We start from the raw sequence: 15610 nt of genomic DNA on the forward strand, positions 1-15610 counted from the left end.
CCTTGGTCCCCGTGACGACGCTGGAGACTCCGCCGCCGCCCACCCCCGCCATCACACCCGATCAGCGGAAACGCCGGATCATCGGGATGGCGGTGTGGGCGGTGGCCTTCGCGGTGTTCGTGTGGCTGGTCGGCGTGCCGACCAGCGACCCGCTCACCGCCTTCGGCTGGCTGTGGCTGGCCACGATCGGCTGGCGCAACTATCTGCCCTGGCGCGAGCACCTGCTGTTCCTGCGCGACTGGGGCCCGGTCGCCCTGCTGCTGGTCATCTACAACGTGTCCCGGGGTGCGGCCGACGAACTGTTCGCACCGCACGTCCACCCGTTGATCGACGCCGACGTGGCGATGTTCGGGTGGCTCACCGACGGCAAGATCCCCACGGTCTGGTTGCAGGAGCACCTCTGGACCAAGGAGGTCCCGTGGTGGGAGGTCATCCTCACCCTGGTCTACACCTCACACTTCCTGGCCGTGCCGACGGTGGCCGTGGTGCTGTGGCTGCGCAACCGGGGCCTGTCCTACCGGTTCCTGCGCCGGTGGATCACGCTCAGCGTGGCCGGCCTGATCACGTACTTCCTCTACCCGGCGGCGCCGCCGTGGTGGGCGTACAAATTCGGCTACCTGCCCGACGAGGTGCTCCGGTTCTCGACGCGCGGCCTCGACGTGATCGGTCTGCACGGCGCCGGCAACACCCTGAACGCCCTGCAGGTGCACCAGTCCAACCCGGTCGCCGCGATGCCGTCCCTGCACACCGCGTACGCGATGATGGCCGTCGCCTTCTTCCTGCCGATGGTGCGCAAGCGGTGGTGGCCGTTGCTGCTCGCCTACCCCCTGACGATGACGTTCACCCTGGTCTACACGGGTGAGCACTACGTCATCGACGTGCTGGTGGGCTGGCTGTACGTGGCCGGGACCTTCGCGCTCGTCAGCCTGGCCGAGCGCTGGTGGGCCCGCCGGAAAGGTACGTTAAGTTATCCGGGTGACTCAGCAACCTGACTCGATCCGCGTCGGCGTTCTCGGTGCCCGGGGGCGCATGGGCCTCGAGGTGTGCAAGGCGGTCGACGGCGCCGGCGACATGGAGCTCGTGGCCATGATCGATCAGGGTGACGAGCTGTTCAAAGCCTCCGACGCCGGCGCCCAGGTGTTCGTCGACTTCACCACGCCCGACGTCGTGATGGACAACCTGCGCTGGGCCATCGAGCAGGGCATCAGCATGGTCGTGGGCACCACCGGCTTCACCGAGGAGCGGCTCGGGCAGGTGCGCGGCTGGCTCGCTGCCAAGCCCCAGGTCGGCGTGCTGATCGCCCCCAACTTCGGGCTCGGCGCGGTGCTGATGATGCAGTTCGCGGCGCGGGCCGCCCGCTACTTCGAGTCCGTCGAGGTGATCGAGCAGCACCACCCGCGCAAGCTCGACGCACCCAGCGGCACGTCGACGCACACGGCCAAGCTGATCGCGGCGGCCCGGGCCGAAGCCGGCCTTTCCCCCATGCCCGACGCCACGAAAGACGAGGTCGACGGGGCGCGGGGGGCCGACATCGACGGCGTCCGGGTGCATTCCGTCCGGGCCTCGGGTCTGGTCGCGCACCAGGAAGTGCTGTTCGGGTCGCTCGGCGAGACGCTGACGATCCGCCACGACTCCCTCGACCGGGTGTCCTTCATGCCGGGGGTGCTGCTTGCCGTCCGCAAAATCGCCCAGCACCCCGGCCTGACCGTCGGCCTCGACAGCTTCCTGGATTGAGTTCGCTGGTTGAGCTGGCTGGCTGAGCTTGCTGGCTGAGTTTGCTGGCCTTCGCTGCCCGCTCGGCGAGGATTTCGCCCCTGGGGGCCGATGACTTGGACACCAAAAACGTCCTCGCTTCGCTAGCCGTTTTTGGCGCCCAAGTCATCGGCGGGCGAAATCCGACTCTGGTTGCGGTTCGACCCACGTGGATATCGCTTGGCGGTTCGGTCGGACCGGGTGGGTTTCGCTTGGTGGTTCTCGTAGACGACCAGGACGATGTTGCGCGGCGTCGGTGGCCACGGCTGCGAACCGGGTCGGCTGCGGCGTCTCGTCACGGCCGCCCGGTCGCCCTCGGCCGGTACGGAGAAGCCTGGGTCGTCGTGCCCGTATCTCGCGCTCGACCAGCGCATCGAAACTCGGCCACCGGTGTTGCTCGGTGGTTTGGTCAAGCCAGGCGGATGGTGCTGGGTAGGCCGGTCAGGGTGCCGTTGGTGAAGTCGACGGGGTAGCCGGCGATGCGCAGGCCGGTGACTGTGGGGGCGTCGGGGAGCGGGCGCAGGCGGATGACGCCGTTGGGGACGTCGGGGTCGAGGCCGAGCAGGGACTGGACGATCAGGACGGCGGCGGCGGCCGACCACGCCTGGGGGTGACACGACGCCGGGTACGGCATGGGGCGGCCGATGTCGTCGCGCGCGTCCCCGGCGTACAGCTCGGGAAGCCGGAAGCCGAACGCCTCGCCCGCGCTCAGCAGGCCGTCGACCAGGCGGCCGGCCTCGGCCGCGAAACCGCCCCGGGCCAGCCCGGCCGCCACGATGGCGGTGTCGTGGGCCCAGACCGAGCCGCAGTGATACGACAGCGGGGCGAACCCGCCGTCGCGGGCCGACATGGTGCGCAGGCCGTAGCCGCCGGACATGTCGGCCGAGCCGAGTGCCGCGGCCACCCGGGCCTCCTCCTCGCCGGTCAGCAGTCCGGTGCCCAGCAGGTGGCCGATGTTGCTGGTCAGGGAGTCGACCGGGCGCTTGTCGCGGTCGAGCGCGAGGGCGGGGTACTGGCCGTCGGCGACCCAGAACGCCGCGCGGAACCGGGCGCTCAACGAGCCCGCGTACGTGCGCCAGCGGTCGCCGCCGGGACGGCCGAACGCGTCGAGCAGGGCGGCGCCGTCGAGGGCGGCCCGGTACGCGTACCCCTGCACCTCGGCCAGGGCGATCGGCGGGTCGGCCAGGCGCCCGTCGTGGAAGCGGACCGCGTCGTGCGAGTCCTTCCAGCCCTGGTTGGCCAGGCCGCGCCCGGTGGGGTCGAGGTATTCCAGGAAGCCGTCGCCGTCCGGGTCGGCGTGGTCGGCCAGCCAGCCCAGGGCGGCCTCCAGCGCGGGTAGCAACGCCTCGATCCCGGCCGGGTCGTGGCCCCAGCGCCAGGCGTCGTGGAGCAGGCTGATCCAGAGCAGGGTGGCGTCGATCGTGCCGTAGTAGACGGCCGGCAGCCGCCCGTCGACCTGCACGTCCGAACGCCGCAGCTCGTGCATGATCTTGCCGGGCGCCTCGCCGGTCTCCGGGTCGATCTTGCTGCCCTGACGGCGGGCCAGCACCCGGAGCGTGCCCACGGCCAGGTCGGTGCCGAGCGGCAGCATCATCCGGGCCGCCCACAGGCTGTCGCGGCCGAACAGCGTGAGATACCAGGGGACGCCGGCGCCGAGGAACGTGTCGCCGTCGTCGATCGCGGTGGTCAGGCGCAGGGCGGTCAGGTCGTCCAGGGACTGGTCGACGAGCCGGGGCAGCCGCCGGTCGGGGCCGGTGATCGTGGGGCGGGCGAAGGCGCCGCGGGGGCCGGGGAACATCACGGCGTGCGGGTCGTCCACGTCGAGGGACCAGCGCAGCACCACCTGCGCGCCGGGCAAGATCGTCACTGTGCGCTCCAGGTCGCCGGTGACTCGTACGGGAATCTCGTCCTTGACCTGCCCGATGTCTCCGGACTTGACGGCCTCGATCGGCGCGAGGTCGCTGGCGGTGTCGATCGTGACGGTGGTCGTGACGGGGGAGGTGGCGGTGGAGGAAATCGTGATCTCCTCGTCGAGGCCGTCCGCGCGGACCCGCCGTACGCGGTCGATGCGCACGGTCGGGTCGGGGCCGGGGTTGCCGAGCCAGCGGGCCAGCGAGACGAAACGTGTGGCGCCCGGCCCGGCCTGCGCGTGACCGATCGGCTCGGGTTCGCGCCCGTCGAGCCGCAGCACGGCCAGTGAGAGCACCCGCCGGTCGGCGTGGAACACCCCCTGCACCCCGGCGGCCCGGATCTGACCGTCGGGCCCGGAGAGCGCCGAGGTCGGCGCGGCCAGGGTGGGCACCAGATCGTGCAGGAGCGGCTGCAGAGACAAGGTCGAACTCCCGGGTTGACAGCGGGCCGGGGTGGAGGCAAAGTGCGAAACAACCCCGTAACTTGATCGATCCAATCCTGCCTTACCAGAATTTGATCGTTCAAGACCTAGGAAGGTTTTACAAGGGTGCAGAAGGTGACGATCGCGACGGTGGCCCGCCGGGCCGGCGTCTCCCGCCAGACCGTGTCCAACGTGATCAACACGCCGGACGTGGTGCGCGCGGAGACCCGGGAGCGGGTCCGCGAGGCGATCGAGGAACTCGGTTACCGGGTCAACCAGGCCGCCCGGCAGATGCGCACCGGCCGGTCGCGGCTGATCGCGGTGCGCATCGAGCCCGCCCGCGACGGCATCAACGGCTCGGTGCTCGACCGCTTCCTGCACGGGCTCACCGACGCCGCCGGGCTCGCGGGCTATCGCGTGATGCTCTACACGGCGGACGGCGACGCCGACGAGATCGCCACCTACGACGAACTGCTGAATGCGTACGACCTGGACGCGTTCGTCCTGACCAGCACGCACCACGGTGACCCGCGCACATCCTGGCTGGCCGCCCGCGACGTGCCGTTCGTGACCTTCGGCCGGCCGTGGGGCGCCCCCGACACCCACTCCTGGGTCGACATCGACAACGCCGCGGGCACCGCCGCCGCCACTGAGCACCTGCTGGCCGCCGGTCATCGCCGGATCGGGTTCCTGGGCTGGCCCGCCGGCTCCGGTGTGGGTGACGCCCGGCGCGAGGGATGGCATCGGGCGCTCGGTCCGTGGGGGTCCTCTTTCGAGGCGACCGATAGCGTCGAGTCGGGCGCTGCCGGCGCTTTGTCCCTTCTGCGCGCGGAGGAGCCGCCGACCGCGCTCGTCTGCGCCAGCGACTCCCTCGCGCTCGGCGCCCTGCAAGCCGCGCGCGAACTCGGCCGCGACTGCGCGGTGATCGGTTTCGACGACACCGCCGTGGCCCAGGCGATCGGCCTGACCAGCGTCAGCCAGCCGCTCGCGGAGGCCGCCGCCCGCTGCATGGGCCTGCTGGCCGAGCTCCTCGACGGCCGCGCGCCGTCCTTCCCGACGACCGTCCTGCTTCCACCGTCCCTGGTCGTTCGTCAAACGGCCTGACCTCCCCTGGAGACACCCATGAGAAGCAAACTCTGCGGCGCCGCCCTGGCCGCTGTGCTCGTCGCGACGAGCGCCTGCGGCAGCGGCTTCGACGACAACGGTTCGACCGCCACCCAGCAGACCACCGGGCCGGCCGACCTCAAGATCATGATTGCCTCCTCCGGCGACGCCGAGACCAAGGCAGTGCGGGAGGCCGCCGCCGCGTGGGCCACGAGCAGCGGCAACAAGGCCACGATCACCCCCGCGCAGGACATCGTGCAGCAGCTCGGCCAGGCCCTCGCGGGCAGCACGCCGCCTGACGTCTTCTACGTCGACGCGGCCCGGTTCGCCGACTATGCGAGCGTGGGCGCCCTGGAGCCGTACGGGGAAGATCTGGACGGTGTGGACGCGTTCCTGCCGAACCTGCGGCAGAGCTTCACCTACGAGGACAAGCTGTACTGCGTGCCCAAGGACACCTCGACCCTGGCCCTGCAGATCAACACCGGCCTGTGGGCCAAGGCCGGGCTGACCGACGCCGACATCCCCACCAGCTGGGAGCAGCTGCGCGCGACCGCCGAGAAGATCAAGGCGAAGGGCATCACCCCGCTCGCGATCGGCGACACCCGCGACCGCATCGGCGCCTTCCTCGTGCAGGCCGGCGGCTACTGGGTGAGCGCGGACGGCAAACAGGCCACCGGTGACACCCCGCAGAACGTCGAGGCCCTCACCTACGTCCAGGGTCTGCTGAAGGACGGCCTGGCCAAGTACCCCAAGGCGATGGACGCGGGCTGGGCGGGCGAGGCCTTCGGCAAGGGCAAAGCGGCCATGGCCATCGAAGGCAACTGGATCAAGGGGGCGTTGAGCGCCGACTTCCCGGCCATCAAATACACGGTCAAGGAACTGCCGGCCGGGCCCAAGGGCAAAGGCACGCTGAGCTTCACCCAGTGCTGGGGCATCGCCGCCAAGAGCCGGTTCAAGCAGCAGGCGGTCGCCTTCGTGCAGGCCATGACGAGCGCCGATCAGCAGCTCAGCTTCAGCAAGGCGTTCGGTGTGATGCCCTCCCGGCAGGACGCGCAGGCCACCTACCAGCAGCAGAACCCCGACGACGCCGCCTTCGTGGCGGGTGCGCAGTACGCCCGGGGCCCGGTCAACGCACCCAAGATGGACAGTGTGCTGGCCGACCTCGACGCCGGGCTGCAGGGCCTGCAGAACGGCAACCCGGCCACGGTGCTGCAACGCTTCGACAAGAACGCCAAGACGGCCCTCGGGGGCTGATCTCCTTGGCCACGAAGGGCATCCGCGGCAACGAACGGCCGGCCGGCTGGCTGTTCGTCGCCCCCGCACTGATCATCCTCGGCCTGTTCATGCTGCTGCCGATCCTGATGGCGTTGTGGGTGAGCCTGACCCGGTGGAACGGGCAGGGCAGCCCGTTCACCGGCGACGTGCCCTTCGCCGGGCTGGGCAACTACACCCGGCTGTTCACCGACGAAGGGCTGGCCCGGCAGGACTTCATGACCAGCATCCGGAACAACGCCTACTACGTGTTCCTGGTCGTGCCGATCCAGACCGTGCTCGCGCTCGGGCTGGCCCTGATCGTCAACAACCGCCTGCTCAAAGGCAAAGGCTTCTTCCGTACGGCGTTCTACTTCCCGTCCGTCACCAGCTCGGTGGCGATCAGCGTGGTCTTCCTGTTCATGTTCGCCAACGGTGGGGCGATCAACGCGATCCTGAGCGTCTTCGGCCTCCGAGGTCCACAGTGGTTCTCCGACCCTCGCGGCCTTGTCCATCTGCTCCTGGAGAGTTTGGGCATCTCGCCTTTCCTCACCGAATCCGGAGTTTTCGGTCTGACCTGGTGGGACTGGTTGTCGGGGCCCAGCGTGGCGATGTGCGCGATCATCTCGCTGGTCGTGTGGACCACCTCGGGCACATTCATGGTGATGTTCCTGGCCGCCCTGCAGAACGTGCCCGTACAACTCGAAGAGGCGGGCCGCATCGACGGCGCCAACCGCTGGCAACTGCTGCGCCACGTGATCCTGCCGCAGCTGCGCCCGACCACGTTCCTGGTCGTCACGCTCGGGCTGATCGGCACGTGGCAGGTGTTCGACCAGATCTACGTGATGAGCCAGGGCAACCCGGCCAAGACCACGCTGACACCGGCGTTCCTGTCCTACCGCACGGCTTTCCGCGACTTCGACTACGGCTCGGGCGCGGCCATCTCGTTCGTGCTGTTCCTGATCATCGTGCTGCTCACGCTGCTGCAGCGGCGGCTCACCCGGGAGCGTGACTCGTGATCCGTACGCTGGCCTCACGATTCCTGGGCTACGCGATCCTGATCTTCTTCGCGCTGGTCTTCCTGTACCCGTTCGTCATCCAGATCGCGAACTCGTTCAAAACCGAGTCGAACGCGGCCGACAACCCGCTCTCGCCGATCCCGTCCCCCGTCGTCACCGATTCCCTCGTACGGATCTTCGAAGGCACCGGCTTTCCCACCTGGCTCGGCAACTCGGTGCTGGTGACGGTCGTGGTCACGATCGGGCGCGTGCTGTTCGCCTCGATGGCCGGCTACGCCCTGTCCCGGCTGCGCTTCCCCGGCCGCAAAGCCCTCTTCGCCGGGCTGCTCGCGCTGATGGCCGTGCCGCCCGTCGTGCTGCTCATCCCCAAGTTCCTCGTGCTCAACCAGCTCGGCATGTACAACAGCTACTCCGGGCTGATCGTGCCGCTGCTGGCCGACGCCACCGGCATCTTCGTGATGAAACAGTTCTTCGACTCGGTGCCCGTCAGCGTGGAGGAAGCGGCCCGGATCGACGGGGCGGGATCGTTCCGCATGTTCTGGTCCGTCGTCCTGCCGATGGCCAAACCGGCACTGATCACGCTGACCATCCTGTCGTTCACCGGATCGTGGAACGAGTTTCCGCACACGCTGGTCTCCGTGCAGGACCCGGGGCTGTTCACGCTGCCGCGCGGGCTGGCCGACCTGGTGAGCGGGTCGCTGGGGGCGGGGACGCAGTACCCGCTGAAACTGGGGGCGGCGCTGCTGGCCACCATCCCCGTGGCGATCATCTTCGTGATCTTCCAGCGCTACTTCGTCCGCGACGCCGCCGCGGGCGCCGACAAGGGTTGATCGCCCCGCCACCATCACCAGCCCTACCCCTCCCACCCGGGGGCCGGCCAGAGCCTACGGCATTCGTGATGATCAACCTGAGTTATCCACAATTGGAGGTTGTCCACAGGTGGCCGGGCGCCGGCTGGACCGCGGCCGATAGGTTGTCTCGCTGTGAACCAGCTTTCCGTCCGCGGCCGCCGGGCCAGGGTGATCGCCACCCTGGTCGCGGGGGTCCTGCTGCTCGCCGGCACCCTCTGGGGCACCGACGACGACTTCCCGTTCGGCCCCTTCCGGATGTATTCGACGGCTCCCGACCCCAACGGCGACGCCCGTGACACCCGGGTCGAGGGCGTCGACGCCGAGGGCCGCACCATCGCGATCACCGAGGGCAACAGCGGCATCCGCCGGGCCGAGATCGAGGGTCAGCAACAGGCGTATGTGGATGAGCCGTCCCGGTTGAGCCGGGTCGCCTCGGCCTACGCGGAGCACACGCCGGGCGCGGCCCCGCTCAGCTCGGTGCGCATCGTGGTGCGCTGGCACGGCATCGAGCACGCCCGCCCCACCGGCACCTGGCGGGACGAGGTCGTGGCCGAATGGAAGCGCCCATGAAATGGCTGTTCGCGCCGGTGCCGCTGGGTCGCATCGCGGCCTTCCGCACTCTGGTCTACGTCTTCGTCGCCCTCGACCTGACCGTTTTCACCCCCTGGGTGCGGTCGCACGCCAACACACCGGGCGAGCTCTACGAACCGCTGCTGATCGGCCGGATCCTGCCGTTGCCGACGCCTACCCACATCCTCGTCTGGGTGGTCTTCTGGGCCCTGATCGTGCTCTCCCTGGCCGCTGCCACCGGCCGGGCGCCGCGCGTCCTGGGCTGGGCGGTCTTCGCGCTGTACGTGGAGTGGATGGTCATCGCGATGAGCTACGGCAAGGTCGACCACGACCGCGTCGGGCTGCTCGTGGCGCTGGCGGTGCTGCCGACGATCGGCCGGGCCCGCTTCGGCGACAAGACGCTCTCGGAGGCTGCCGGGTGGGCCCTGCGGGTCACCCAGATCGCCGTGATCTGCACCTATTTCCTGGCCGCGTGGGCCAAGCTGCGCTTCGGCGGCATCGACTGGCTGACCAGTGCGGTGCTGGCCCAGGCGATCATCCGCCGGGGCACGTGGCTGGCCGACGAGATCGCGGTCGTCCCCGGCCTGCTGATCGCGGCCCAGATCGGCATCATGCTGTTCGAGCTGTCGAGCCCGCTGATCTTCGTGGTGCCGCAGCGGTTCCGCTGGATGGGCGTGGCGTTCTTCTACTCGTTCCACGTCATGACGTTCTCGATGATCACGATCTCGTTCGCCCCGCACCTCGTCGCGATGGCGAGCTTCCTGCCGCTGGAACGGGTGCGCCCGATCGAGTGGGTGCGCCGCCGCCTGGGCCGCCGGGCCGAAGTGAGTCCGGCCGCCCGGGAACAGCCGACGTAGGCCGGGCGGGCTCAGGCGTCCTTGGGGTAGAGCAGGTCGCGCTGGGCCTGGGGGAGCGAGCAAGCCGCCGTGCCGCCCGGCAGCAGGTGGCGGTGGCCGGAGACCCAGCGGTAGGCCGGCCACGCCGCGAGCCGGATCGGGCCCAGCTGCAGCGCGCCGCCCGCCAGCTGCCACGCCCGGCCCGCGTCGCGCAACATCAGGGCGATCGCGTCGGGGCCGGCCGCCTTGACGCCGCCGGGGCCGACCCACTGCACGGCCTCCTCGCACTCCTCGGTCGTCAGGCCGAGCGCGTCGAGGTCGGCGAACTGCCACGGGATCACCCGGGCCCTGGTCGGGATGCGCGTCTGGATGAACTCGGCGCACGTCGAGCAGAAGGCACAGTCGCCGTCGTAGACGAAGGTCGGCGTGGTCACCCTTCTATTCTCCGCTCACTGCCACGTGCAGCCGCAGCTGGGGGACGAGCATGTCGTCCACGTCGAGTGCCCGGCCCGCCCCGTCGGGCTCCCAGCCGGCCGAGGTCAGAAACTTCTGCATCGCCTTGTCCTGCTCGTAGGCCCAGGCCACCGCGTACGTGAAGTGGTCGTCCCGCCAGTGCGCGACCGCGGCCGAGAGCAGACGGCTGCCGTGCCCGCGCCGGCCCCAGCGCGGCTCGACCAGCAGGTCGGTGATGGCGGCCACGGTCTCCGGCAGCGCCGGCTCCTCGGGGGCCAGGGCCTGCTCGTCGGCCGGGCCGAACGCCGCGAAGCCGACAGTGCTCGACGCCGCCTCGCTCTGTTCGACCGCGACCAGCACGCGGTGCCGCTCGGTGGGCGGGCGCTCGATCGCCTCGGCCCAACCCCTTCCCAGGTACGCCTCGTCGAGGTTGGCGAGCACGTGAGCGGGAAACATGCGCCGGTACGCCAAGCGCCACGTGGACAGCTGGATACGGGCGATCTCCGCCGCGTCCTCGGGACGGGCGGGGCGGACGAAGCCGATTGCCATGCGGGGAGCCTACAGAGCCGTCGCGTACCGCAACTCGGGCAGTTCGGCCGTCGAGCCGCGGGGCGTCCACACCCGGCGGGTGCCGCCGGCCGCGCACCACCGCGACCTCGTCGCAGCGGGCTTCGGGGATCGCCTGATCCCGATCATCAGGCGAATTTGTCGTACCTCTGCTCTAACGTGCTCATCGATGGCTCTCCCAGACTCTCTCTCCGTCGCGCAGGCCCGCCGGGTGACGCTGGCCGCGCAGGGCTTCGCCGATCCCAAGCCGGGCGGCGCCACCGACCTGCGTCACCTGCGCCGGGTGCTGCGCCGGGTCCACCTGATTCAGATGGATTCGGTCAATGTGCTGCAGCGGGCCCACTTCATGCCGCTCTACAGCCGGCTCGGGCCCTATCCGGTCGAGCTGCTCGAGCGGGCGGCCTATCGCAAGCCGCGCGACCTGTTCGAGTTCTGGGGTCACGAGGCGTCGCTGATCACCACTGATCTGCAGCCGCTGTTCCGCTGGCGCATGGCCCGCGCGGCCGAGATGGCGTGGGGCGGCATGCGCCGGGTCGCGCAGGAGCAGCCCGAGCTGGTCGAGCGTGTGCTCGGGGTCGTGCGGGACCGGGGCCCGATCACGGCGGCCGAGATCGAGCACGACGAGCCCCGCCGCAAGGACCACTGGGGGTGGAACTGGTCGGCGGTCAAACAGGCCCTCGAGTGGCTGTTCTACACCGGGCAGATCACCGCGGCCGAGCGCACGACGTCGTTCGCGCGACGTTACGACCTGCCCGAGCGAGTGTTGCCGCAGGCCGTGCTCAACGCGCCGACTCCTGACCCCGCCGACGCCTTCCGGGCTCTGGTCGAGCTCTCGGCCCGGGCGCTCGGGGTGGCCGCCGAGCCCGAGCTGCGTGACTATTTCCGCCTTCCGGTCGACGGTTTCAAGCAGGCCGTGGCCGAGCTGGTCGACGACCAGGTGCTGCGCCCGGTCGCCGTCCCGGGCTGGAAGCAGCCGACCTACCTGCATCACGAGGCCAAGCTGCCGCGCTGGGTGCGCGCGGCCACCCTGGTCAGCCCGTTCGATCCGTTGATCTGGGAGCGTGGGCGCACCGAGCGGCTGTTCGGCATGAATTACCGCATCGAGATCTACGTGCCGGCCGCCCAGCGGCTCTACGGGTATTACGTGCTGCCGTTCCTGCTGGGCGATCGGCTGGCGGCCCGGGTCGATCTCAAGGCCGACCGCAAGACGGGCCGGCTGCTGATCCCGGCCGCGTGGCTCGAGCCCGGCGCCGACCAGGAGGAGACGGCCGCCGCCCTCGCCGCCGAGCTGCACCGGCTGGCCGGCTGGCTGGGCCTCGACCAGATCGCCCCGCCCGAGCGAGGCGATCTGGCAGGCCCGCTGACCGCGGCCTTGAAGTCGGCCACGGCAAGAGGGCCGGCGAGTTGATCACGGCAAGAGGCCGGCGAGTTGATCACGGCGAGAGGGCCGACGAGTTGATCATGGCGAGGGGCGGCAGGTGATCAGGGCAACCGAGGCGGCGCTTTGATCATGCGTTGGAGGTCGGGACGGAGCGGGCGATGGGCGGCGATCTTGGGGGAGTGGGCGTGGGCCGCCCAGGTGTACCGTGGCGGACATGACCACCGCCACCGAGCGCCCGTGGCTGGACGACCAGCCGGTGCAGGGCCCGCCGGTGCCGCCGGAATGGCTGGCCTATTACGCGCAGCAGCAGGCCGCGCAGGAGCCCGACCGGGTTACCCGCTTCGTCCAGAAATTCTGGACCCGGTCGCCGATCTGGGCCGCTCCCGTGGCGCTGCTGGTCTGCATGGGTGGTGCGGTCGGTTACACCCTGGCCTCGCACCCGGCCGACGCCGGTGCCGGTGACGCCCCCACCTGCCTGCTCAAATACACCACCGGCTTCGTCTGCCCGGGCTGCGGCGGCACCCGCGCCGCGTGGTATCTGCTGCACGGCGACCTCCCCGCCGCCGCCCGCCACCACGCCCTCTTCACGTTCGCGGTCCCGTTCCTTCTCTATCTGTACGTGGCCTGGGCCGCGAAGCGCCTGTTCAAGTGGAACCTGCCGCAGCTCAGTCTGAGCCCGGCCGTTCTGATCACGTTTGTCGCTGTGTGGGCGGTCTGGAGCGTGCTGCGCAACCTGCCCTGGGCCCCGTTCACCGCGCTCTACGTCTGACCGAGCCGTCCTATAGGTTGTGGGTATGACGCACGACCCGCGACCCTTCGGACGGCTGCTGACCGCGATGGTCACCCCGTTCGCCCCGGACGGCTCCCTCGACGTCGAGGGCGCGGCGAAACTGGCCACCTATCTCGTGGACGAGCAGCGCAACGACGCTCTCGTCGTCAGCGGCACCACTGGCGAGTCGCCGACCACCAGCGACGCCGAGAAGGACACCCTGCTGCGGGCCGTCGTCGACGCCGTCGGTGACCGGGCGCGGATCGTCGCGGGGGTGGGCACCAACAACACCGCCCACACCGTCGAGCTGGCCCAGGCCGCGGAGAAGGCCGGCGCTCACGGCCTGCTGGTCGTGACGCCGTATTACAACAAGCCGCCGCAGGCGGGTGTGGCCCGGCATTTCCTGACCGTGGCCGACGCGGTCGGTCTGCCGATCATGGTCTACGACATCCCGCACCGGGCCGGCACGGCGATCGCCACCGAGACGATGTGCCGCATCGCCGAGCACGGCCGCATCGTGGCGGTCAAGGACGCCAAGGGCGATCTGATCGCCAGCTCCGAGGTGCTCAGCCGGACGGATCTGGCCTACTACTCCGGCGACGACGCGGCCACCCTGCCGCTGCTGTCGATCGGCGGGTCCGGTCTCGTCGGCACCTCCACCCATTTCACCGGCGTGCTGGCCAAAGACATGATCGAGGCGTTCGAGCGCGGCGACAACGCCGCCGCTCTGACCCTGCACCGGCAAGCGATGCCGCTGTTCACCGGCATCTTCCGCTCGCCGGGCACCATGCTGGTCAAGGCGGGCCTCAACGCTCAGGGCCGCCCGGCCGGTCCGGTCCGCTCGCCGCTGGTCGACGCGACCGGCGCCGAGCTCGATCAGCTGCGCCAGGACGCCGCCGCCGCCGGCATCGCCCTGTAAGGGCGGCCGGCCTCACCGACGAAAGACAGATAAACCGAATGAGCCAAGCCCACGTGGAACTCGATCCGCCGCCGCCGCTGCCGGAGGGCGCCCTGCGCGTCATCCCGATGGGTGGCCTCGGCGCCATCGGCCGCAACATGACCGTCCTCGAGTTCGACGGGAAGCTGCTGGTCATCGACTGCGGCGTGCTCTTCCCCGACGTGGAGCAGCCGGGCGTCGACCTGATCCTGCCCGATTTCTCGCCGATCCTCGACCGGCTCGACGACGTCCAGGCGATCGTGCTCACGCACGGCCACGAGGACCACATCGGCGCGGTGCCGTATCTGCTGGCCCACAAGGCCGACATCCCGCTGGTCGGTTCCGAGTTCACGCTCGCGCTGGTCGAGGCCAAACTGGCCGAGCGCCGGCTGGATCCGTACACGTTGACCGTGCGCGAGGGCCAGACCGAGCGGCTCGGGCCGTTCGAGTGTGAGTTCTTCGCGGTCAACCACTCGATCCCGGACGCCCTGGCTGTCGCCGTGCGCACCCCGGCCGGCCTGATCCTGCACACCGGCGACTTCAAGATGGACCAGGTGCCGCTGGACGGCCGCATCACCGACCTGGCCGGATTCGCGCGGCTCGGCGCCGAGGGCGTCGACCTGCTGCTCTCCGACTCGACGAACGCCGAGGTGCCCGGTTTCGTGGCGCCCGAGCGCGACATCGGCCCGGTGCTCAGCTCGATCTTCGGCAAGGCCCGCGGCCGCATCATCGTGGCCAGCTTCGCCTCCCACGTGCACCGCGTGCAGCAGGTCATGGACGCGGCCTGGGAGTACGAGCGCAAGGTCGCGCTGATCGGCCGCTCGATGGTCCGCAACATGGGCATCGCCCGCGACCTGGGCCTGCTCAACATCCCGGACGGCCTGCTGGTCAACCTGGACGAGGCGACCAACATGCCGGCCGACGAGATCGTCTTCATGTCCACCGGGTCGCAGGGTGAGCCGATGAGCGCGCTGGGCCGGATGGCCACGGGCGACCACCGGCACATCACCATCGAGCCCGGTGACACGGTTGTGCTCGCCAGCTCGCTGGTGCCGGGCAACGAGACCTCGGTCTACCGGGTGATCAACCGGCTGTCCCGGGCCGGCGCCACGGTCGTGCACAAGGAGACGGCCAAGGTGCACGTCTCCGGGCACGCCCCCGCCGGTGAGCTGCTCTACCTGCTCAACGTCGTGCGCCCCAGCAACCTCATGCCGGTGCACGGCGAGTGGCGCCACCTGCGGGCCCACGCCCAGCTCGGCATCGAGTCGGGGGTCGCGGCCGACCGGGTCGTGCTCTGCGAGGACGGCGACGTCGTCGACCTCGTCGAGGGCCACGCCCGCCACGTCGGCCGGGTGCAGAACCGGTATGTGTACGTCGACGGGCTCGCGGTCGGCGACGTCAGCGAGTCGCTGCTGACCGAGCGGCGCATCCTGGGTGACGGCGGCTTCATCTCGGCCACGGTGGTGATCGACTCGGTGACCGGCAAGGTGGTCGGCGAGCCCAACATCTCGGCCAAGGGCTTCAGCGAGGACCCGGAGGCGTTCAACCCGGTGATCCCGTTGCTGACCGCCGCGCTGCACCGCTCGGCCGAGGACGGCATCACCGACACCCACCAGTTGCAGCAGGTCGTGCGGCGTACGGTGGGCCGTTGGGTCAACGACGCGTACCGCCGGCGCCCCATGATCGTGCCCACCGTCGTAGAAGTCTGATCCAATTTAAACCTTTCGCTGCCCTCCTCCGTACTTCTAGTCACCGGTGCCGCCCCCACGGCACCCGTTGGCGAGGGGA

General features: G+C 70.1%; 15 protein-coding genes. 12 read left to right on the plus strand and 3 right to left on the minus strand.

Features of this window, described 5'->3' with window-relative positions:
- Window positions 1-86 precede the first annotated feature (86 nt).
- Together BKA14_RS37570 and dapB are read left to right on the plus strand one after the other, a co-directional pair.
- Entirely contained in the window at window positions 87-992 is a 906-nt protein-coding gene (locus BKA14_RS37570) for a phosphatase PAP2 family protein (protein WP_184957187.1), read from the plus strand.
- The gene (gene dapB, locus BKA14_RS37575; RefSeq protein WP_184955486.1) at window positions 976-1734 is read left to right on the plus strand and encodes a 4-hydroxy-tetrahydrodipicolinate reductase; all 759 of its coding nucleotides are present in this window, start codon (window positions 976-978) and stop codon (window positions 1732-1734) included. The genes BKA14_RS37570 and dapB overlap by 17 nt, the downstream gene beginning before the upstream one ends.
- A gap of 427 nt (window positions 1735-2161) precedes the next feature.
- On the opposite strand, the gene BKA14_RS37580 is transcribed toward dapB, so the two are convergent.
- Complete coding sequence (locus tag BKA14_RS37580; protein WP_184955487.1) at window positions 2162-4084, minus strand: glycogen debranching N-terminal domain-containing protein; 1923 nt, start codon at window positions 4082-4084, stop codon at window positions 2162-2164.
- A 135-nt stretch (window positions 4085-4219) separates the two neighbouring features.
- Between BKA14_RS37580 and BKA14_RS37585 the strand changes: the two genes are divergently transcribed.
- The 6 genes from BKA14_RS37585 (at window position 4220) to BKA14_RS37610 (ending at window position 9736) form a co-directional block, all read left to right on the plus strand.
- Entirely contained in the window at window positions 4220-5188 is a 969-nt protein-coding gene (locus BKA14_RS37585) for a LacI family DNA-binding transcriptional regulator (RefSeq protein ID WP_239092526.1), read from the plus strand.
- Window positions 5189-5206: 18 nt separating this feature from the next.
- On the plus strand, window positions 5207-6442 hold the full coding sequence (locus tag BKA14_RS37590; protein WP_184955489.1) for a sugar ABC transporter substrate-binding protein: 1236 nt from the start codon (window positions 5207-5209) through the stop codon (window positions 6440-6442).
- A gap of 5 nt (window positions 6443-6447) precedes the next feature.
- The gene (locus BKA14_RS37595; RefSeq protein WP_184955490.1) at window positions 6448-7458 is read left to right on the plus strand and encodes a carbohydrate ABC transporter permease; all 1011 of its coding nucleotides are present in this window, start codon (window positions 6448-6450) and stop codon (window positions 7456-7458) included.
- A complete protein-coding gene (locus tag BKA14_RS37600) occupies window positions 7455-8288 on the plus strand; it encodes a carbohydrate ABC transporter permease (protein ID WP_184955491.1) in 834 nt (277 codons plus the stop codon). Before BKA14_RS37595 ends, BKA14_RS37600 begins: the two co-directional genes overlap by 4 nt.
- A gap of 153 nt (window positions 8289-8441) precedes the next feature.
- Window positions 8442-8879 carry a hypothetical protein gene (locus BKA14_RS37605; RefSeq protein ID WP_184955492.1) on the plus strand — a complete coding sequence of 146 codons (438 nt, stop codon included), beginning with the start codon at window positions 8442-8444 and terminating at the stop codon, window positions 8877-8879.
- A complete protein-coding gene (locus BKA14_RS37610) occupies window positions 8876-9736 on the plus strand; it encodes an HTTM domain-containing protein (protein WP_239092525.1) in 861 nt (286 codons plus the stop codon). The genes BKA14_RS37605 and BKA14_RS37610 overlap by 4 nt, the downstream gene beginning before the upstream one ends.
- Window positions 9737-9747: 11 nt before the next feature.
- On the opposite strand, the gene BKA14_RS37615 is transcribed toward BKA14_RS37610, so the two are convergent.
- Both BKA14_RS37615 and BKA14_RS37620 read right to left on the minus strand, forming a co-directional pair.
- Complete coding sequence (locus tag BKA14_RS37615; RefSeq protein WP_184955494.1) at window positions 9748-10149, minus strand: thiol-disulfide oxidoreductase DCC family protein; 402 nt, start codon at window positions 10147-10149, stop codon at window positions 9748-9750.
- 4 nt (window positions 10150-10153) lie between these two features.
- Window positions 10154-10717 carry a GNAT family N-acetyltransferase gene (locus BKA14_RS37620; RefSeq protein WP_184955495.1) on the minus strand — a complete coding sequence of 188 codons (564 nt, stop codon included), beginning with the start codon at window positions 10715-10717 and terminating at the stop codon, window positions 10154-10156.
- A gap of 187 nt (window positions 10718-10904) precedes the next feature.
- On the opposite strand from BKA14_RS37620, the gene BKA14_RS37625 reads away from it, so the two are divergent.
- From BKA14_RS37625 to BKA14_RS37640, 4 genes are all read left to right on the plus strand, one after another.
- Window positions 10905-12143 (plus strand): winged helix-turn-helix domain-containing protein, encoded by a 1239-nt coding sequence (locus BKA14_RS37625; protein WP_184955496.1) that lies wholly within the window; start codon window positions 10905-10907, stop codon window positions 12141-12143.
- A 187-nt stretch (window positions 12144-12330) separates the two neighbouring features.
- The gene (locus tag BKA14_RS37630) at window positions 12331-12885 is read left to right on the plus strand and encodes a DUF2752 domain-containing protein (RefSeq protein WP_184955497.1); all 555 of its coding nucleotides are present in this window, start codon (window positions 12331-12333) and stop codon (window positions 12883-12885) included.
- Between the two features lie 25 nt (window positions 12886-12910).
- Window positions 12911-13804 carry a 4-hydroxy-tetrahydrodipicolinate synthase gene (gene dapA / locus BKA14_RS37635; RefSeq protein ID WP_184955498.1) on the plus strand — a complete coding sequence of 298 codons (894 nt, stop codon included), beginning with the start codon at window positions 12911-12913 and terminating at the stop codon, window positions 13802-13804.
- Window positions 13805-13842: 38 nt separating this feature from the next.
- Window positions 13843-15531 (plus strand): ribonuclease J, encoded by a 1689-nt coding sequence (locus BKA14_RS37640; RefSeq protein WP_184955499.1) that lies wholly within the window; start codon window positions 13843-13845, stop codon window positions 15529-15531.
- The last annotated feature ends 79 nt before the right edge of the window (window positions 15532-15610 follow it).

The organism is Paractinoplanes abujensis, from assembly GCF_014204895.1.
Lineage (GTDB): Bacteria > Actinomycetota > Actinomycetes > Mycobacteriales > Micromonosporaceae > Actinoplanes > Actinoplanes abujensis.

What these genes read in the sequence shown, in the direction of transcription:
- BKA14_RS37570 (WP_184957187.1), top strand. Translation starts at nt 87, where the DNA reads ATGGCGGTGTGGGCGGTGGCCTTCGCGGTGTTCGTGTGGCTGGTCGGC.
- BKA14_RS37590 (WP_184955489.1), top strand. Translation starts at nt 5,207, where the DNA reads ATGAGAAGCAAACTCTGCGGCGCCGCCCTGGCCGCTGTGCTCGTCGCG.
- BKA14_RS37610 (WP_239092525.1), top strand. Translation starts at nt 8,876, where the DNA reads ATGAAATGGCTGTTCGCGCCGGTGCCGCTGGGTCGCATCGCGGCCTTC.
- BKA14_RS37620 (WP_184955495.1), bottom strand. Translation starts at nt 10,717, where the DNA reads ATGGCAATCGGCTTCGTCCGCCCCGCCCGTCCCGAGGACGCGGCGGAG.
- BKA14_RS37625 (WP_184955496.1), top strand. Translation starts at nt 10,905, where the DNA reads ATGGCTCTCCCAGACTCTCTCTCCGTCGCGCAGGCCCGCCGGGTGACG.
- BKA14_RS37630 (WP_184955497.1), top strand. Translation starts at nt 12,331, where the DNA reads ATGACCACCGCCACCGAGCGCCCGTGGCTGGACGACCAGCCGGTGCAG.
- dapA (WP_184955498.1), top strand. Translation starts at nt 12,911, where the DNA reads ATGACGCACGACCCGCGACCCTTCGGACGGCTGCTGACCGCGATGGTC.
- BKA14_RS37640 (WP_184955499.1), top strand. Translation starts at nt 13,843, where the DNA reads ATGAGCCAAGCCCACGTGGAACTCGATCCGCCGCCGCCGCTGCCGGAG.